12 protein-coding genes are annotated in these 14,542 nt (G+C 72.8%); 9 read left to right on the top strand and 3 right to left on the bottom strand.

From position 1 onward, the window contains the following. Positions 1–112 precede the first annotated feature (112 nt). Genes ACX25U_RS22315 through ACX25U_RS22305 form a run of 3 tightly spaced genes read left to right on the top strand, consistent with a single transcriptional unit; the run spans position 113 to position 5,879 of the window. Entirely contained in the window at positions 113–2,311 is a 2,199-nt protein-coding gene (locus ACX25U_RS22315; RefSeq protein WP_454394435.1) for a bifunctional glycosyltransferase/CDP-glycerol:glycerophosphate glycerophosphotransferase, read from the top strand. An 8-nt stretch (positions 2,312–2,319) separates the two neighbouring features. Further along, complete coding sequence (locus ACX25U_RS22310) at positions 2,320–4,563, top strand: bifunctional glycosyltransferase/CDP-glycerol:glycerophosphate glycerophosphotransferase (protein WP_454382593.1); 2,244 nt, start codon at positions 2,320–2,322, stop codon at positions 4,561–4,563. Then, positions 4,560–5,879, top strand: a complete 1,320-nt coding sequence (locus ACX25U_RS22305) for a hypothetical protein (RefSeq protein ID WP_454382591.1) — start codon at positions 4,560–4,562, stop codon at positions 5,877–5,879. Before ACX25U_RS22310 ends, ACX25U_RS22305 begins: the two co-directional genes overlap by 4 nt. Here ACX25U_RS22305 and ACX25U_RS22300 read toward each other — a convergent pair. Next, positions 5,869–6,282, bottom strand: coding sequence for an organic hydroperoxide resistance protein (locus ACX25U_RS22300; protein ID WP_454382590.1), 414 nt, complete (start codon positions 6,280–6,282; stop codon positions 5,869–5,871). The two genes, ACX25U_RS22305 and ACX25U_RS22300, sit on opposite strands and share 11 nt — an antisense overlap. Before the next feature lie 104 nt (positions 6,283–6,386). On the opposite strand from ACX25U_RS22300, the gene ACX25U_RS22295 reads away from it, so the two are divergent. The 4 genes from ACX25U_RS22295 to galE all read left to right on the top strand — a co-directional run bounded on the left by ACX25U_RS22295 (position 6,387) and on the right by galE (position 10,381). Further along, positions 6,387–6,881: a MarR family winged helix-turn-helix transcriptional regulator gene (locus ACX25U_RS22295; protein ID WP_454382588.1), complete on the top strand. Its 495-nt coding sequence runs from the start codon at positions 6,387–6,389 to the stop codon at positions 6,879–6,881. Positions 6,882–7,026: 145 nt separating this feature from the next. Then, positions 7,027–7,302, top strand: a complete 276-nt coding sequence (locus ACX25U_RS22290) for a hypothetical protein (protein ID WP_454382586.1) — start codon at positions 7,027–7,029, stop codon at positions 7,300–7,302. A 410-nt stretch (positions 7,303–7,712) separates the two neighbouring features. Further along, entirely contained in the window at positions 7,713–9,308 is a 1,596-nt protein-coding gene (locus ACX25U_RS22285; protein ID WP_454394433.1) for a glycosyltransferase family 2 protein, read from the top strand. Between the two features lie 80 nt (positions 9,309–9,388). Continuing rightward, entirely contained in the window at positions 9,389–10,381 is a 993-nt protein-coding gene (gene galE, locus ACX25U_RS22280; RefSeq protein ID WP_454382584.1) for a UDP-glucose 4-epimerase GalE, read from the top strand. Between the two features lie 68 nt (positions 10,382–10,449). Here galE and ACX25U_RS22275 read toward each other — a convergent pair whose 3' ends face one another. Further along, positions 10,450–11,076 carry a TetR/AcrR family transcriptional regulator gene (locus ACX25U_RS22275; RefSeq protein WP_454382582.1) on the bottom strand — a complete coding sequence of 209 codons (627 nt, stop codon included), beginning with the start codon at positions 11,074–11,076 and terminating at the stop codon, positions 10,450–10,452. Positions 11,077–11,222: 146 nt separating this feature from the next. Here ACX25U_RS22275 and ACX25U_RS22270 point away from each other — a divergent pair, with 146 nt between their 5' ends. Beyond that, the gene (locus ACX25U_RS22270) at positions 11,223–12,137 is read left to right on the top strand and encodes an ABC transporter permease (RefSeq protein ID WP_454382580.1); all 915 of its coding nucleotides are present in this window, start codon (positions 11,223–11,225) and stop codon (positions 12,135–12,137) included. Continuing rightward, positions 12,130–12,933: an ABC transporter ATP-binding protein gene (locus ACX25U_RS22265; RefSeq protein ID WP_454382578.1), complete on the top strand. Its 804-nt coding sequence runs from the start codon at positions 12,130–12,132 to the stop codon at positions 12,931–12,933. Before ACX25U_RS22270 ends, ACX25U_RS22265 begins: the two co-directional genes overlap by 8 nt. Positions 12,934–12,948: 15 nt before the next feature. Here the strand turns inward: ACX25U_RS22265 and ACX25U_RS22260 are convergent, their stop codons facing one another. Continuing rightward, entirely contained in the window at positions 12,949–14,463 is a 1,515-nt protein-coding gene (locus ACX25U_RS22260; protein ID WP_454382576.1) for a hypothetical protein, read from the bottom strand. Positions 14,464–14,542 lie beyond the last annotated feature (79 nt).

The raw sequence follows: 14,542 nt of genomic DNA, 5'->3' as shown, positions 1-14,542 counted from the left end.
CCGCCGTCCGGCAGACCGTCACCCGGACGCTTTGAACGCCGTTTGCTCTTTCGGGAGTCCGTACGCACTCCGACATGTGACGCAGAACCCGGACAACGACGAAAAGAGCAGAATGCCCCGCTTCAGCATCATCGTTCCGTCCCACGGGGTCGCGGGCCGGCTGTCCCAGGCGCTGGACTCGGCCCTCGCCCAGTCGTTCGGCGACTTCGAGCTGATCCCGGTGTGCGACGGCCCCGACGCCCCGGCCGCCGACGTCGCCGCCGGGTACGCCCGGCGGGACTCGCGGATCACCCCGGTGCACTCGCCGCCGTCCGCGGGCCTCGGCGCGGCGCGCAACGCCGGGATGCGGGCGGCGAGCGGCGCGTATCTGCTGTTCCTCGACGGCGACGACGTCCTGGTGCCGGGCGCGCTGACCGCGCTGGCCGCCCGGCTGGAGGAGACGGGTGACGTCGACGTGCTGTACTTCGAGCACGAGCGGACGCCGTGGTGGGAGGGCGAGCCCGTCACCACGGCCGGGCCGCCCCCGGTCACGGTCTCGGCGCCCGCCTTCTCCCCCGCCGAGGCCCCGCGGCTGACCGGCGTCCCACTGCCCGCGTGGGGCGCGGCCTACCGCCGCTCCTTCGTGACCGGCCACGGCCTGGCCTTCCCCGACGGGCACCGCACCGACGTCGGCTGGGGCGGTCTGGTGACCGTGGCCGCCGAACGGATCGCGGTGCTGCGCCGGGTCGTCGTACGGCATCTGCTGCGCCGGCAGGGCAGCCGGCTCGAACTCCCGGGCGAGCACCAGCTCGACCTCCTCGACCAGACCGAGCGGGTGCTCGTCCGGGCCGCCGAAGAGGGACTGCCGACGGAACGGTTCGCACCGCTGTTCGAGCAGCTCTTCGACACGGTTCTCGCCACGGCCGCGCGTCCGGAGCGGCTGCCCGCGCGCCGGCGCCGGGCCTTCTTCCGCCGGGCGCGCCGCGTGTACCGCGGCCACCGCCCGGCCGGGTTCCGGGTGCCGGGCGGCCGGTCCGGCGCGCGGCACCGGCTGCTGGCGGCGGGGGCGTACACGGCGTTTCGCGCGCTGTGCGCCGTGGACCGGCTGCGGGCGGTGGCCGGCCGGCTTCCCCGCGCGGGCGGCCTGCTGACGCGCCTGGCCTACCGCTGGCACCTGCACCGCCCGCTCGACCGGAACCTCGTCGTGTACTGCGCCTACTGGGGCCGCGGTTACGCGTGCAACCCGGCCGCCCTGCACGCCAAGGCCCGTGAACTCGCCCCGCATCTGCGCGCGGTGTTCCTGGTGGAGCCCGGCCAGGAACACACCGTCCCCGAGGGCGTCGACCACGCGCTGATCGGCAGCCACCGCTACTGGAAGGTGCTGGCCCGCGCCAAGTACCTGGTGAACAACGCCAACTTCGCCGACGCCGTCGTCAAACGCCCCGGCAGCGTGCACCTGCAGACCCAGCACGGCACCCCGCTGAAGACCATGGGCTGCGACCAGTCGACGTACCCGGTGGTCGCGGCCCAGTCCGGCAGCTTCACCAAGCTGCTGCGCCGCGTGGACCGCTGGGACTACAACCTCTCCTCCAACCGCCACTCCACCGAGATGTGGGAGCGCGCCTTCCCGGGCGCGTACGAGCCCCTGGAGTACGGCTATCCGCGCAACGACGTGTACTGCACGGCCCGCGCCGAGGACGTGGCCCGCGTCCGCCGCGAACTGGGTGTGCCGGAAGGCAGGGTGGCTGTCCTGTACGCGCCCACCCACCGGGACCACCACACCGGCTTCGAGCCGGGTCTGGACCTGGAGGCCTTCTGCGCGGCGGCCGGCGAGGACGTCGTCGTGCTGCTGCGCGCCCACTACTTCTACGACCGGGGCGGGCCGGGCAGCGGCGGCCGGATCATCGACGTCACCGCGCACCGCTCCTCGGAGGACGTGTGCCTGGCCGCCGACGCGCTGATCACCGACTACTCGTCGATCATGTTCGACTACGCCAACCTGGACCGGCCGATCGTGATCCACGCCGACGACTGGGAGGTCTACCGGGAGACGCGGGGCGTCTGCTTCGACCTCATGCAGTTGCCGCCCGGCCCGGTCGCGCGCACCCCTGAGGAGCTGGCACGCCTGTTCCGCGACGGCTCGTACGCGGGCCCGAAGTCGGCGGAGCTGCGGGCGCGCTTCCGTGAGCGGTTCTGCCAGTTCGACGACGGACGGGCCGCCGAGCGGGTCGTACGCCGGGTGTTCCTCGGCGAGCCGCCCGAGCAGCTCCCGCCCGTGATCCCGCTCGCCGAGCGCGTCCCGGCCCCCGCCGCCACCCTCGTAAGGAGCTGACAAGAGCCTTGCCCCGCTTCAGCGTCATCGTCCCCTGCTACAAGGTGCAGGGCTTCCTGCGCGAGTGCCTGGACTCCGTACTGGCGCAGTCCTTCCGGGACTTCGAGGTGATCGCCGTCGACGACCGCTCCCCGGACGGCTGCGGCGCGATCCTCGACGAGTACGCCGGCCGCGACCCACGCGTGCGCGTGCTGCACCTGCCGGAGAACGTCGGGCTCGGCCGCGCCCGCAACGCCGGAATGCCGCTCGCCACCGGCGACTTCCTGTTCTTCCTCGACAGCGACGACACCCTCACCCCGGGCGCGCTGCGCGCCATGGCCGACCGGCTGGCCGAGACGGGCGACCCGGACGTGCTGGTCTTCGACTACGCGCGCACGTACTGGTGGGGCGGGACCCGGCGCAACGTGCTGGCCCGGGTGCTGACCGAAGCAGGGGACGGCACCTTCACGGCCGCCGAACACCCGGAGATCCTCGACCTGTTGATGGTGGTGTGGAACAAGGTCTACCGGCGCGACTTCGTCGAGGAGCACGGTTTCACCTTCCCGCCCGGTTACTACGAGGACACTCCCTGGACGTTCCCAGTGATGCTCAGCGCGGGCCGGATCGCCACGCTCGACCGGATCTGCCTGCTCTACCGCCAGCGCCGCCGGGGCAACATCCTGTCCACCACCAGCCGCAAGCACTTCGACATCCACGACCAGTACGAGCGGGTCTTCGCGTATCTCGACTCCCGCCCTCAGCTGGCGAGTTGGCGGCCGTATCTGCACCGGAAGATGGGCGAGCACTGCCTGGACGTCCTCGCCAAGCCGGACCGGCTGCCGCCCTCGGACAAGGCCGAGTTCTTCCGCCGTACCGCCGAGGTGTTCCGCGCGCGCCGGCCGGCCGGCGCCGACACGTCCGGTGCGGTCCGGGTACTGGAGGGCAGCTACGCCGCCTACCAGGTCAGGCGCCAGTCCGGGAGGGCCGGCCGGGAGCTCGGGCGCCGCGCGCTGCGGGTCCGCCGGGCCGCGGCCGGACGGGTCAAGGGCGGCTGGGCCGCGCTGCACGCCCGCCGCCCGCTGGACCCCGACCTCGTCCTGTACTCGGCGTTCTCGCACCGGGGGATGCTCGGTGACCCGGCGGCGATCCACCGCAAGGCGCGGGAGGTCGCGCCGCATCTGCGCGGGGTGTGGGTGGTCAAGGACCGGGAGCAGGCCGCGCTGCTGCCGCAGGACGTGGAGTACGTCCTGCCCGGCACCCTGCGCCACCGGCAGCTCGCCGCGCGCGCCGCGTTCTTCGTCAACAACGTCAACTGGCCCGCCGCCCTGCCCAAGCGGCCCGGCAGCGTCCACATCCACACCCACCTGGGCACCCCGCTGAAGTACATGGCGGCCGACCTGCTGGGCAAGCCCGGCGCCCGGCACGGCGTCGACGTTCCGCGGATGCTGTGCCGCGCGGACCGCTGGGACTACAGCCTGGTCGCCAACCGCCACTCCGAGCTGGTGTGGGAGCGGGCCTATCCCTGCCGGTTCACCTCCGCGCGCACCGGCAGCCCCCGCAACGACGTGCTCGTGGGTGCCCGGCCCGGCGCGGGCGCCGCCGTACGCGCCCGGTGGGGCATCCCACCGGAGCACACGGTGGTGCTGTACGCGCCGACGCGCCGTGAGTACCGGCGCGGCGGATACGTCGAGCGCGTCGACCTGGCCCGGTTCGCCGCGGACCTCGGCGAGGGCCACACCCTCGTCGTACGGCTGCACCCGTCGCCGGGGGCCGGTCCGGCGCGCGGGATGGGCCTGGCCGAGCTGCACCGGCGCGGGGTGCTGGTCGACGCGACCGACGAGCCGCACGTGGAGGAGGTCATGCTCGCCGCCGACGTGCTGGTCACCGACTACTCGTCGATCATGTTCGACTACGCCAACCTGGACCGGCCGATCGTGGTGCACGCCGACGACTGGGAGGCGTACACGGCGAGCCGGGGCGCGTACTTCGACATCACCGCCGATCCGCCGGGCCATGTGTCGCGGTCCTACCGGGAGTTGGCGTGGCTGTTCGCGTCCGGGAGCTGGCGGGACACCGAGTCGGCGCGGCTGCGGACCGGCTTCCGGGCGCGGTTCTGCGAGTTCGACGACGGCTGGGCGGCCGAGCGGGTGGTACGGACCCTGATCCTCGGCGAGGAGGACTGGGCACCGGAGCCGTCGGCACCCGCGCCGACCGGGGCGGTCGCCCAGCTGCCCGCACAGGCCTCGGGCCACGACCTGCTGGCGCCGTCATGAGGGCGCGTACGCCCGGGTGGCGTTCCTGGCGGCCCCGCACGTGGGTACTGGTCCTGGCCGCGCTGTTCGCGCTGCTCCAGCTCTCCACCGTCACCGGCCGGGACACCCCCGACACCAAGAACTACCTGTCGTACGCGCTGAGCCTGCGCGGCGAGAGCAAGCGGGAGGCGGCGGCCGTCACCATCGACTACGTGTGCGCCGGCGAGGCGGCCCGCGCGCGCCGCGGGCAGAGCGTGGACGTGCTGCGCTTCCACGAGCCGAGCCCGGCGGCGCGGGTGGCGAAGGAGTGCCGGGCCGAGCTGTGGCGCGAGGTGGACGCGCGGCTGCGCGCCGGGCAGACCGGCGGGCACACCCTGCCGTTCACGTCGGCGCGCTTCATGCGGATCTTCGAGGTGCGGCCGGGCTATCCGGTGTTCCTGATCCCGTTCATCACGGTGTTCGGCGCGACGTGGGGGATGTGGGCGGCGAGTGTCGTCGTCACGGTCGCCGGCGGTGTCCTCGTCCATCTGCTGCTGCGCAGCCGCCGGGTGCCCGTGCCCCTGGCGCTGACCGGCCAGGGCCTCTACTACGTGCTGCCGTGCGGCACCACGGCCATGCGGCCGATGGCCGAGGGCCTGATGCTGGCGCTGACCCTGGCGGCGCTGTGGGGCTGCTCGCTGGCGCTGGAGGGGCGCGGGCGGGCCGGGACCGCTCTGGTCGCGGGCTCGCTGCTCGCGCTGTTCACGGTCAAGCACTCCCAGGCGCTGTTCCTGGGGCTGTGCCTGGCCGCCGCGGGCGCGCTGATCGCCGTACGGCGGTGGACGCGGCGGCGGCCGGTGGGGCGCGGGGTCCTGGCGGTCACGGCGGTGGCGTGCTGTGCCGTGGTCGGCACGGTGCTGCTGGCCCGGGCACTGCGCTATCCGACCGGGAGCGACAGCCTGCAGGACCTGCTCACCGGCCACTACGCCCGGCCCGACCTCGCCCGTCCCTGGCGGGAGCTGCCGCACCTGGAGGCGAACTTCTGGCTGGAGTGGCTGCGCCGGCAGCTGTGGCAGCCGCTGTTCGCGGCACTGCTCGCCGCGGGCGCGTGGGGTGCGCTGCGGCGGCAGCGGGCGTTCGGCCTGTGTGCAGTGGCGGCCGCCTTCACCGGGATCCTCACGCAGGCGGCGCATCCCGACATCACCGTGTGGGGCGAACGGCTGATCGTGCTCGCCTGGCTGCTGCCGGTGGTGGGAGTGCCGCTGCTGCTGGAGGGCGCGGCGGGCCGGGTGGCGGTGGGCGTACCGGGCCCGCGGGCGACGAGTGAGGAGGCAGGGCTGAGCCCGGTCACTCGATGACGAGTTCGACCGGGATGTTGCCCCGGGTGGCGTTGGAGTACGGGCAGACCTGGTGGGCCTGCTCGACCAGCTTGCGGCCGGTGGCCTCGTCGACGGAGTCGGGCAGCTCGATGCGCAGGGTGACGGCGAGCGCGAAGCCCTCGCCCTGCTTGCCGATGCCGACCTCGCCGGTGACCGCGGCGTCGCCGACGTCCACCTCGGCCCGGCGGCCGACGAGGCCGAGGGCGCTGGCGAAGCAGGCGGCGTAGCCGGCGGCGAACAGCTGCTCGGGGTTGGTGCCCTGCCCGTTGCCGCCCATCTCCACCGGGAGGGCCAGCTGCAGGTCGAGGCGGCCGTCGGAGCTGACGGCGCGGCCCTCGCGGCCGTGGGTGGCGGTGGCGACGGCGGTGTAGAGCGTGTCCATGGAAAACCATCCCTCTCGAGGAGTCGTGCGGCTGCCTGGGCACCAGTACAGCACGCAATTCAATTGCGCACAACTAAATAGTGCACCAGAGCTATCCTGACGGCATGACTACCGAGGTTCCGCAGGGCGCCGCCGCGCAGGACGCGGAATGGCTGCGCCTGGACCGCCAGATCTGCTTCTCGCTGCACGCCGCCTCGCGTGCCTTCAACGGCGTCTACCGCGTGGTCCTCAAGGAACTCGGACTGACCTACCCGCAGTACCTGGTGATGCTGGTCCTGTGGGAGCGCGGCGAGACCCCTGTGAAGAAGCTCGGCGAACACCTCCGCCTCGACTCCGGCACCCTGTCCCCGTTGCTCAAGCGCCTGGAAGCGGCCGGTCTGGTACGCCGCGAGCGCAGCACGCGCGACGAGCGCTCGGTGGAGGTCCGCCCGACCGAACAGGGCACGGCACTGCGCGCCCGCGCGCTCCGGATACCCCGCCGCATCGTGTCGGCCACCGGTCTCACCCTCGAGGAGGTCCGCGACCTCCACACCCGCCTCGACCACCTCACGACGGCCCTCGACACGGCGGCGCTGGAGGAGACACCGGGCTGCGAGTGACGCGGGCCGCCAGACCGCCGGCCAGCGGGACCGCCGGACGGCCGACGACACCGGACCGGCAAGCCCCGCACGACGACCACGGGACACCCGGCAGTGGAGGACGGGCGCCCGTGACGACGGTGGGCCGCCAGACCGCCGGCTGCCGGTGGCGCGTGAGGTGTGGAAGCTGTACCAGCACCGGTACGTCGTGCTGTCCCACGGCGCCTTCCCGGCGCACGACACGGTGTGGCAGTACCCGCCGGGCACGGGAGTGGTGCTGCTGTCGCCAGCGCTGCCGCCCTGGCCGACGTACTCCCAGTCCTCCGCGGCGCTCACCCTCGCCCACCTGTCACTGGCCCTGCCGGCCATCGCCGGCGCGGTGCTGCTGTGGCGGGCCCGCGCCCGGCTCTGGACGGGGCCACACCGTACGACGCCGCGCTGAGCGCCGTACCGCTGTTCACCGTCACCAGCCGGGTGATCAGAGCGCGACACATGGTCTGGCCGCTGGGCGCGTCCGCGGTGTGTCCGACATCACGGCAGACCGCACAGCGCCCCGCGGCCGCGCTGGTCGCGCTGGTCGCACTCGCGAGTCTGGTCAGCGTCATCGCCTGCCCCACGCTCTGCCACCAGGTCGCGGCGTGCACAGGGACAGGCCGTGCCCTCACGCCCGTCCGCGACGGTCTGCTCGCCGCCGTCGCGGTACTGTCTCTCGGCCAACTGTGGCGCTCGACGAAATTGATCAGGCTGAACGGGGAACCCGAGTCCGAGTCTCACCCTCTTCCGCACGGGACACCAAGTCCTTCTTAATCGGAGATTTACCGACCGCACCTACTATTCCCGGCCGTGGATTCCATGCACCCGCACCAGACCCCCCAGGTCGGCGTCGTCGTGATCGGCTACAACGATGTCGCCCACATAGCCGACGCCGTGCGCTCGGCACTCGCGCAGGGACCCGCCGTCAGCGAGGTCGTCGCCGTCGACGACTGTTCGACGGACGGCACCTTCGAGCTGCTCGGCCGCCTCGCCGAATCCGATCCGAGAGTGCGGGTGGTCCGGCACGAGGAGAACAGCGGCGGCTGCGGCACCCCGCGCAACACCGGCCTCGACGCGGTGACGTCGCCGTACGTGATGTTCCTCGACAGTGACGACGTACTGCCCCCGGGCGCCGTGGACGCGCTGCTCGGCGCCGCACGGGAGGAGCACGCGGAGGTCGCGAGCGGTCTGTGCGTGCGCCGTGAGCTGCCCTCCGGGCGCGAGGTGCCGTGGCAGGAGCAGCTCTACAAGGAGAGCGCCGTCCTCACGCGCCCCGCCCGGCTCCCCCGCCTCGTGCACGACACCCTGTGCGTCAACAAGCTGTACCGCACCGACTTCCTGCGCGAGCACGCCATCCGCTTCCCCGAGGGCCGCTTCCGCTACGAGGACTTCGTGTTCACCGCGCGCGTGCTGGCCGCCGGACCGCGCATCGCCCTCGTCCCGGACCGGGTGTACGTGTGGAACGTGCGCCGGTCCGCCGAAAACCTGTCGATCTCGCTGGACCGCGCGACCATCGACAACTGGCAAGAGCGCATCGAGGCGAGCCGGACGGCGTACGAGATCCTGCTGAACGCCGGCCAGAAGGAGCTCGCGCGAGCCGCGCGAGCCAAGTTCCTCGACCACGAACTGCGCATGTACGCGCGCGAGCTGGGCCTGCGCGACGCGGAGTACCGGCGCGCGTGGTGGACGCACACCCGCGCGTACCTCGGCGAGTACGACGCGGCCGACCTGGGGGTCAACCCGACGGCCCCCGGCCGCCTCCTCGCACGGGTGATCCTGGCCTCGCCCGAACCGCGCGACCTGCCGCGCCTGAAGGAGCTCGCCGCCCGCCCGGCCCGGCTGTGCCCGCCGTACGCGCGGGACAAGGACGGCACGCCGGTCTGGGCGGAGGACCTGCCCCAGATCACGCTGGAGCCCTACCTGACCCGGCCGGCACATCTCCTGCCCCTCGCCGTGGACGCGGAACTGCGCCCACGCGCGCGTGGCAGCCTGCTGCGGCTGCGCCTGCACGAGCTGTACGGCGGGGTGGCTCCCGCCGGCCCCAGGACCCTGGAGCTGGAGTGGCGGCACCGGGAGGCGGGCCGCACGGCCCAGCGCGCCACCGTCCCCCTCACGCCCGCCACCGCCGGCACCTGGTCGGCCGAGGCGGTCGTGGACCTCGCGGGGCTCGGCGCCGGCACCTGGGACCTGCGCGTGCGGGTGTGCTTCGCCGGCGGCACGAGCCGCGAGGCGACGGCGCACGCCCGCGCGGGCGCCGGTCTGCTGCGCCGCCGTGCCGTGCCGAGCGTGCGGTACGGCGTCCTGCTGGTCCAGCCCTACGCCACGCACTCCGGCGCGCTCTCCCTGCGCCTGGCGGCCGGGCTCAGCGGGGTCACGTCGGTGCTCCGTGGCAGGCTCCGCCGTCTGCTTCACTGAGGACGGGCCGGGGCGGAACCCCGGCCGCGCTCCCGCACCCGTACGACGTCCTGGGTCAACTGACGAGGAGAAGCCCGCACATGACATGGCTGATCACCGGCGGCGCCGGCTACATCGGAGCGCACGTCGTCCGCGCGATGACGGAAGCGGGCGAGCGGGCGGTGGTGTACGACGACCTGTCCACCGGCATCGCCGAGCGCGTCCCGCAGGGGGTCCCGCTGGTGGTGGGCTCCACCCTGGACGGCGACCGGGTGGCGCGCGCGCTCGCCGGGCACGAGGTGACCGGGGTCGTCCACCTGGCCGCGAAGAAGCAGGTGGGCGAGTCGGTGGACCGGCCGCTGCACTACTACCGGGAGAATGTCGAGGGCCTGCGCGTCCTGCTGGAGGCCGTGACGGCGGCCGAGGTCGGGGCGTTCGTGTTCTCCTCCTCGGCGGCCGTGTACGGCATGCCGTACGCCGCGCGGGACGACGCCCTGGTCACGGAGGAGACTCCGTGCGTGCCCATGTCGCCGTACGGCGAGACCAAACTGGCCGGCGAGTGGCTGGTCCGTGCCACGGGCCGGGCGACAGGCCTGGCCACGGCGTCCCTGCGGTACTTCAACGTGGCGGGCGCGGCGAGTCCGGAGCTGGCCGACGTCGGCGTGTTCAACCTGGTCCCGATGGTCTTCGAGCGGCTGACCGAGAAGGCGCCCCCGCGCATCTTCGGCGACGACTACCCCACGCCGGACGGCACCTGCATCCGTGACTACATCCACGTCGTGGACCTCGCGGAGGCCCACGTGGCCACGGCCCGCGCCCTGCTGTCCTCCCCGGGTCTGGACCTCACCCTGAACATCGGCCGCGGCGAGGGCGTCTCGGTGCGCGAGATGATCGACACGATCAACGCCGTCACCGGCTACGACAGCCCCCCGACGGTCACCCCGCGCCGCCCCGGCGACCCCGCCCGCGTCGTCGCCTCCGCCGACCGCATCGCCACGGAACTCGGCTGGCAGGCCAAGCACGACGTCCACGACATGATCACCTCGGCCTGGCAGGGCTGGACCCACCGCCATCCGGAGGCGGCCCGCGACTGACCGCGTGTCCTCCGCCACTGGGCCCGCTCCGGCGGGCCCAGCGGCGTTTCAGCCGCCGTCAGGTGTGTTCACAGCGCCTTGATGGCCTCCGCCGTCCCCCGGGCCAGGGCGTCCAGGTAGCCCTTGGGGAGCTTCGGGGTGCGGATGACGACCGCGCGCCAGTACAGCGGGCCCGAGATCAGGTCCAGGGCCAGGTCCCGGTCCAGGCCGGGGCGGACCTCGCCGCGGCCCTCGGCCGCCGTCAGAATGCTGCTGGCCACGCTCTCCTGGCCGTCGCGCAGGGCCTTCTGCACGGCCTCGGCGATGTCCGGGTTGCGGGCCGCCTCGGCCTGCAGATCCGGGATGATCTGCGAGGCCACGGGGTGGCGCAGGGCCCGGGAGGTCACCTCGTACAGCAGCCGCAGGTCGGCCTCCAGGGAGCCGGTGTCCGGCGCGGGCAGGCCCCGCACGGCGAGCGCCGAGACGATGTCGAGCACCAGGTGCAGCTTGGAGCGCCAGCGGCGGTACACCGCGGTCTTGCCGACGCCCGCGCGCCGCGCGATCCCCTCGATGGACATGCGCGCGTAGCCGACGGCCGCGAGTTCCTCGAAGACCGCGGCCCGGATCGCCTCCGTCACGTCCTCGCGCAGTACGGCCGCCCCGGCGGGGGCGCGGCGGCGCGGACGCGTCCGGGAGTCCTCGGCGTTCGTCGTCATGGGCCCAGCATAGGGCGTGACGACGAAACGGTTGCGTCCCGACGTCACTTCGCCCTACGCTCACGTTGCGACGATACGGTCCCGTCCCGACGTAAGAAACTGTGAAGAGAGCCGTAAGAAAAACGTTCCGAGCGAAAGCAACGGATGTGAGCCAGGTCCTCCACGCACCGCCCCCCGCCCCGGCCCCGGCCGAGGACGACCTCGCGGCGCTCGCCGCCCGCCACGGCCTGTCCGTCAGCGGCGCCCGCCCCTCCCTGCCGGAGTACGTGCGCCGGCTGTGGGCGCGACGCCACTTCATCAGCGCCTTCGCCACGGCCAAGCTCACCGCCCAGTACAGCGAGGCGAAGCTCGGCCAGATCTGGCAGGTGGCCACCCCGCTGCTGAACGCGGCGGTGTACTACTTCATCTTCGGCGTCCTGCTGGGCACCAGCCGCGGTGTGGCCGACTACATCCCGTTCCTGGTGACGGGGGTGTTCGTCTGGACGTTCACGCAGAACTCGATCATGTCCGGCACCCGCGCGATCTCCGGCAACCTCGGCCTGGTGCGGGCCCTGCACTTCCCGCGGGCCGCGCTGCCGGTCTCGTTCGCGCTGCAGCAGCTCCAGCAGCTGCTGTTCTCGATGGCCGCCCTCGTGGTGATCCTGCTCTGCTTCGGCATGACGCCCGGCGTGTCGTGGGTGCTGGCCTTCCCGGTGCTGGCGCTGCAGTTCGTGTTCAACGCCGGTGTCTCGATGCTCATGGCCCGGATGGGCGCGAAGACGCCGGACATCGCACAGCTGATGCCGTTCGTCCTGCGCACCTGGATGTACGTCTCCGGCGTCATGTGGAGCATCGACAAGACGCTCAAGCACACCAATATGCCGCACGTGGTGAAGGTGCTGCTGGAGTCAAACCCGGCCGCCGTCTACATCGACCTGATGCGCTTCGCGCTGATCGACAGCTTCAAGGCGAACCAGCTCCCGCACCACGTGTGGGCGTTGGCGCTGGGCTGGGCGCTGCTCGCCGGTGTCGGCGGGTTCATCTACTTCTGGAAGGCTGAGGAGACGTACGGCCGTGGCTGAGAACACCGAACCCGTCCCCACCGTCATCGCCGACAAGGTCGACATCGTCTACCGGGTCAACGGCACCGGTTCCGGCCGCGGCAGCGCGACCGCCGCCCTCAACCGCATCCTGCGCCGCCAGAAGGCCGAGAAGGCCGCCGGCGTACGCCGGGTTCACGCGGTGAAGAAGGTCTCGTTCGTCGCCTACAAGGGCGAGGCGATCGGCCTGATCGGCACCAACGGCTCCGGGAAGTCCACCCTGCTCAAGGCCGTCGCGGGCCTGCTGCCGGTGGAGAGCGGCAAGATCTACACCGACGGCCAGCCCTCCCTCCTCGGCGTGAACGCGGCGCTGATGAACGACCTGACCGGCGAGCGCAACGTCCACCTCGGCGGCCTGGCCATGGGCATGTCCCGCGAGGAGATCAAGTCGCGCTACCAGGAGATCGTCGACTTCTCCGGCATCAACGAGAAGGGCGACTTCATCACGCTGCCGATGCGCACCTACTCCTCCGGCATGGCGGCCCGGCTGCGCTTCTCCATCGCCGCCGCCAAGGACCACGACGTCCTGCTGATCGACGAGGCGCTGGCCACCGGCGACCGCAAGTTCCAGCAGCGCTCCGAGGAACGCATCCGGGAGCTGCGCAAGGAGGCCGGCACGGTCTTCCTGGTCAGCCACAACAACAAGTCGATCCGCGACACCTGCGAGCGCGTGCTGTGGCTGGAGCGCGGGGAACTCCGCATGGACGGGCCGACCGAGGAGGTCCTGGAGGCGTACGAGGCCTTCACCAGCGGTGCCGACAAGCGCGCCAGGAAATAGCCGGCCGGGAAGGAGTCACGGCACCACGGCGTACAGCACCTCGCCGTCCGGGCCGTGCGCCACCGCCCGCAGGCCCGGGTCGTGCCGGGGGCCGCGCCCGTCCAGGACCCAGCGCACCCCGTACTCACGCAGGATCTCCCCGCGCGCGACGGCCGGCGTGCCACGTGTGTAGTAGCGCTGCACCGCCAGCTCGCGCTGGAACTCGTCCGTCAGGAAGAAGTCCGGGTAACCGGGGGCGACGGTGTAGGGGCCGTAGGCCGGGATCAGCTGGGAGGGGAGGTCCCGGGCCATGACCACGTCCCCGTACTCCACATACGGGGTGATCCAGTCGTACCCGGCCCACGGCGGGGTGTAGTCGACCGCGAGCACGTCCGGCAGCGCTGCGCGTCCGGCGACGTATCCGAGCATCCCGGCCTGGGCCCACGCGCCCACGGCCAGCGCTCCGGCCAGCGCCCACGCCCAGCGGATCCGTACGGCCCGCCGGCCGCCCTGGACCACCTCGAGCGCGGCGGCGAGCTGAGCCGGGATCAGGGCGGCGGGCAGGGCGCGGCCCCAGGAGTAGTGGCCGTCCGCGAAGCCCGCCGCACACATCAGCGCACCCAGCAGGAAGAAGATCACCAGGGGGTCCCGCCGGTCGCGCCGCCACCGCAGGGCCAGGGCGGCCACCCCGAGCAGGGCCAGCCAGTAGCGGCCCAGGAAGTGCTCGTAGAGGGCCCGGTGCACCTCCTCCAGGTCGCCGTCGACCGAGAGCAGGGCGAAGAAGTCGTAGTACGGCCACAGCCACAGCAGCAGCAGGCCCGGCGCCGCCGAGGCGGCGAGCCGCGGCCACAGCGCCCGCGGGGGCCGGGCGGAGAGCACCGCGGCCAGGCCGCCCAGGGTGGCTACAAGCCCGGTGAACTGGTGGCAGAGCAGGATCGCCGCCCACAGCGCCCCGAGCCCCGGCCAGGTCTGCCATCCGGCGGGCGCGCGCAGCGCCCGGGTGAGCCACGCCCAGTGGTGGAAGGAGAGGCCGAGGGCGAACACGCTGGGGTACGACACCGTCAGCGCGAGGGAGTTCAGGGAGAGGAAGCCGCTCCAGTTGATGACGGCCGTTCCCCAGAGCAGGACGAGACTCAGGGCGGCCAGGGCGGGCGCCGCCCGGTGTGCGCTCAGCGTCCTGACGTACCGCCGTACGCCCGTCACCAGCAGCGCGAGCCCGGCGAGCGCGGCGAACCGCAGGACGACGAAGACCGACAGCCCGGTCGCTCGGGCGACGCAGCCGAGCAGCAGCATCCACGGCGAGTAGTACGGGCTCGGGGTGTCCGCGTCGACGAGCGGGTTGCCGGGGTGGAGCAGGCTGTGACGCAGCCGCTCGATGGTCGCCGCGTGCATGCCGAGATCGCCGGCCCAGGGCAGCCGGACGATCACCCATAACAGCAGGGCGACGAGGAGTGCGGCCGTCGCGCGGGGCGCGACGGCCCGCCCCGGGGTGACCGCCGGCCGGGGGGCGGCTCTGCCCGCGGGAGGCGCCTCAGTCGGCGCCGTGCGCATCGACCAGGAGGATCGCAGTCACGCGGCAACTTTATCCAAATGTCCCGGACGATCCCGCTCAAGGACACTTGCGGATGCT

The organism is Streptomyces sp. JNUCC 63 (assembly GCF_054366325.1).
The sequence above is the reverse complement of the archived record's forward strand: the minus strand, read 5'-3'. Positions and strand labels throughout refer to the sequence as shown.

Bases quoted from the DNA above. Each gene is read 5' to 3' on its own strand.
- ACX25U_RS22275 (WP_454382582.1), bottom strand. From the start codon at position 11,076: ATGACGACGAACGCCGAGGACTCCCGGACGCGTCCGCGCCGCCGCGCC.
- ACX25U_RS22285 (WP_454394433.1), top strand. From the start codon at position 7,713: ATGCACCCGCACCAGACCCCCCAGGTCGGCGTCGTCGTGATCGGCTAC.
- ACX25U_RS22295 (WP_454382588.1), top strand. From the start codon at position 6,387: ATGACTACCGAGGTTCCGCAGGGCGCCGCCGCGCAGGACGCGGAATGG.
- ACX25U_RS22260 (WP_454382576.1), bottom strand. From the start codon at position 14,463: ATGCGCACGGCGCCGACTGAGGCGCCTCCCGCGGGCAGAGCCGCCCCC.
- ACX25U_RS22300 (WP_454382590.1), bottom strand. From the start codon at position 6,282: ATGGACACGCTCTACACCGCCGTCGCCACCGCCACCCACGGCCGCGAG.
- ACX25U_RS22305 (WP_454382591.1), top strand. From the start codon at position 4,560: ATGAGGGCGCGTACGCCCGGGTGGCGTTCCTGGCGGCCCCGCACGTGG.
- galE (WP_454382584.1), top strand. From the start codon at position 9,389: ATGACATGGCTGATCACCGGCGGCGCCGGCTACATCGGAGCGCACGTC.
- ACX25U_RS22315 (WP_454394435.1), top strand. From the start codon at position 113: ATGCCCCGCTTCAGCATCATCGTTCCGTCCCACGGGGTCGCGGGCCGG.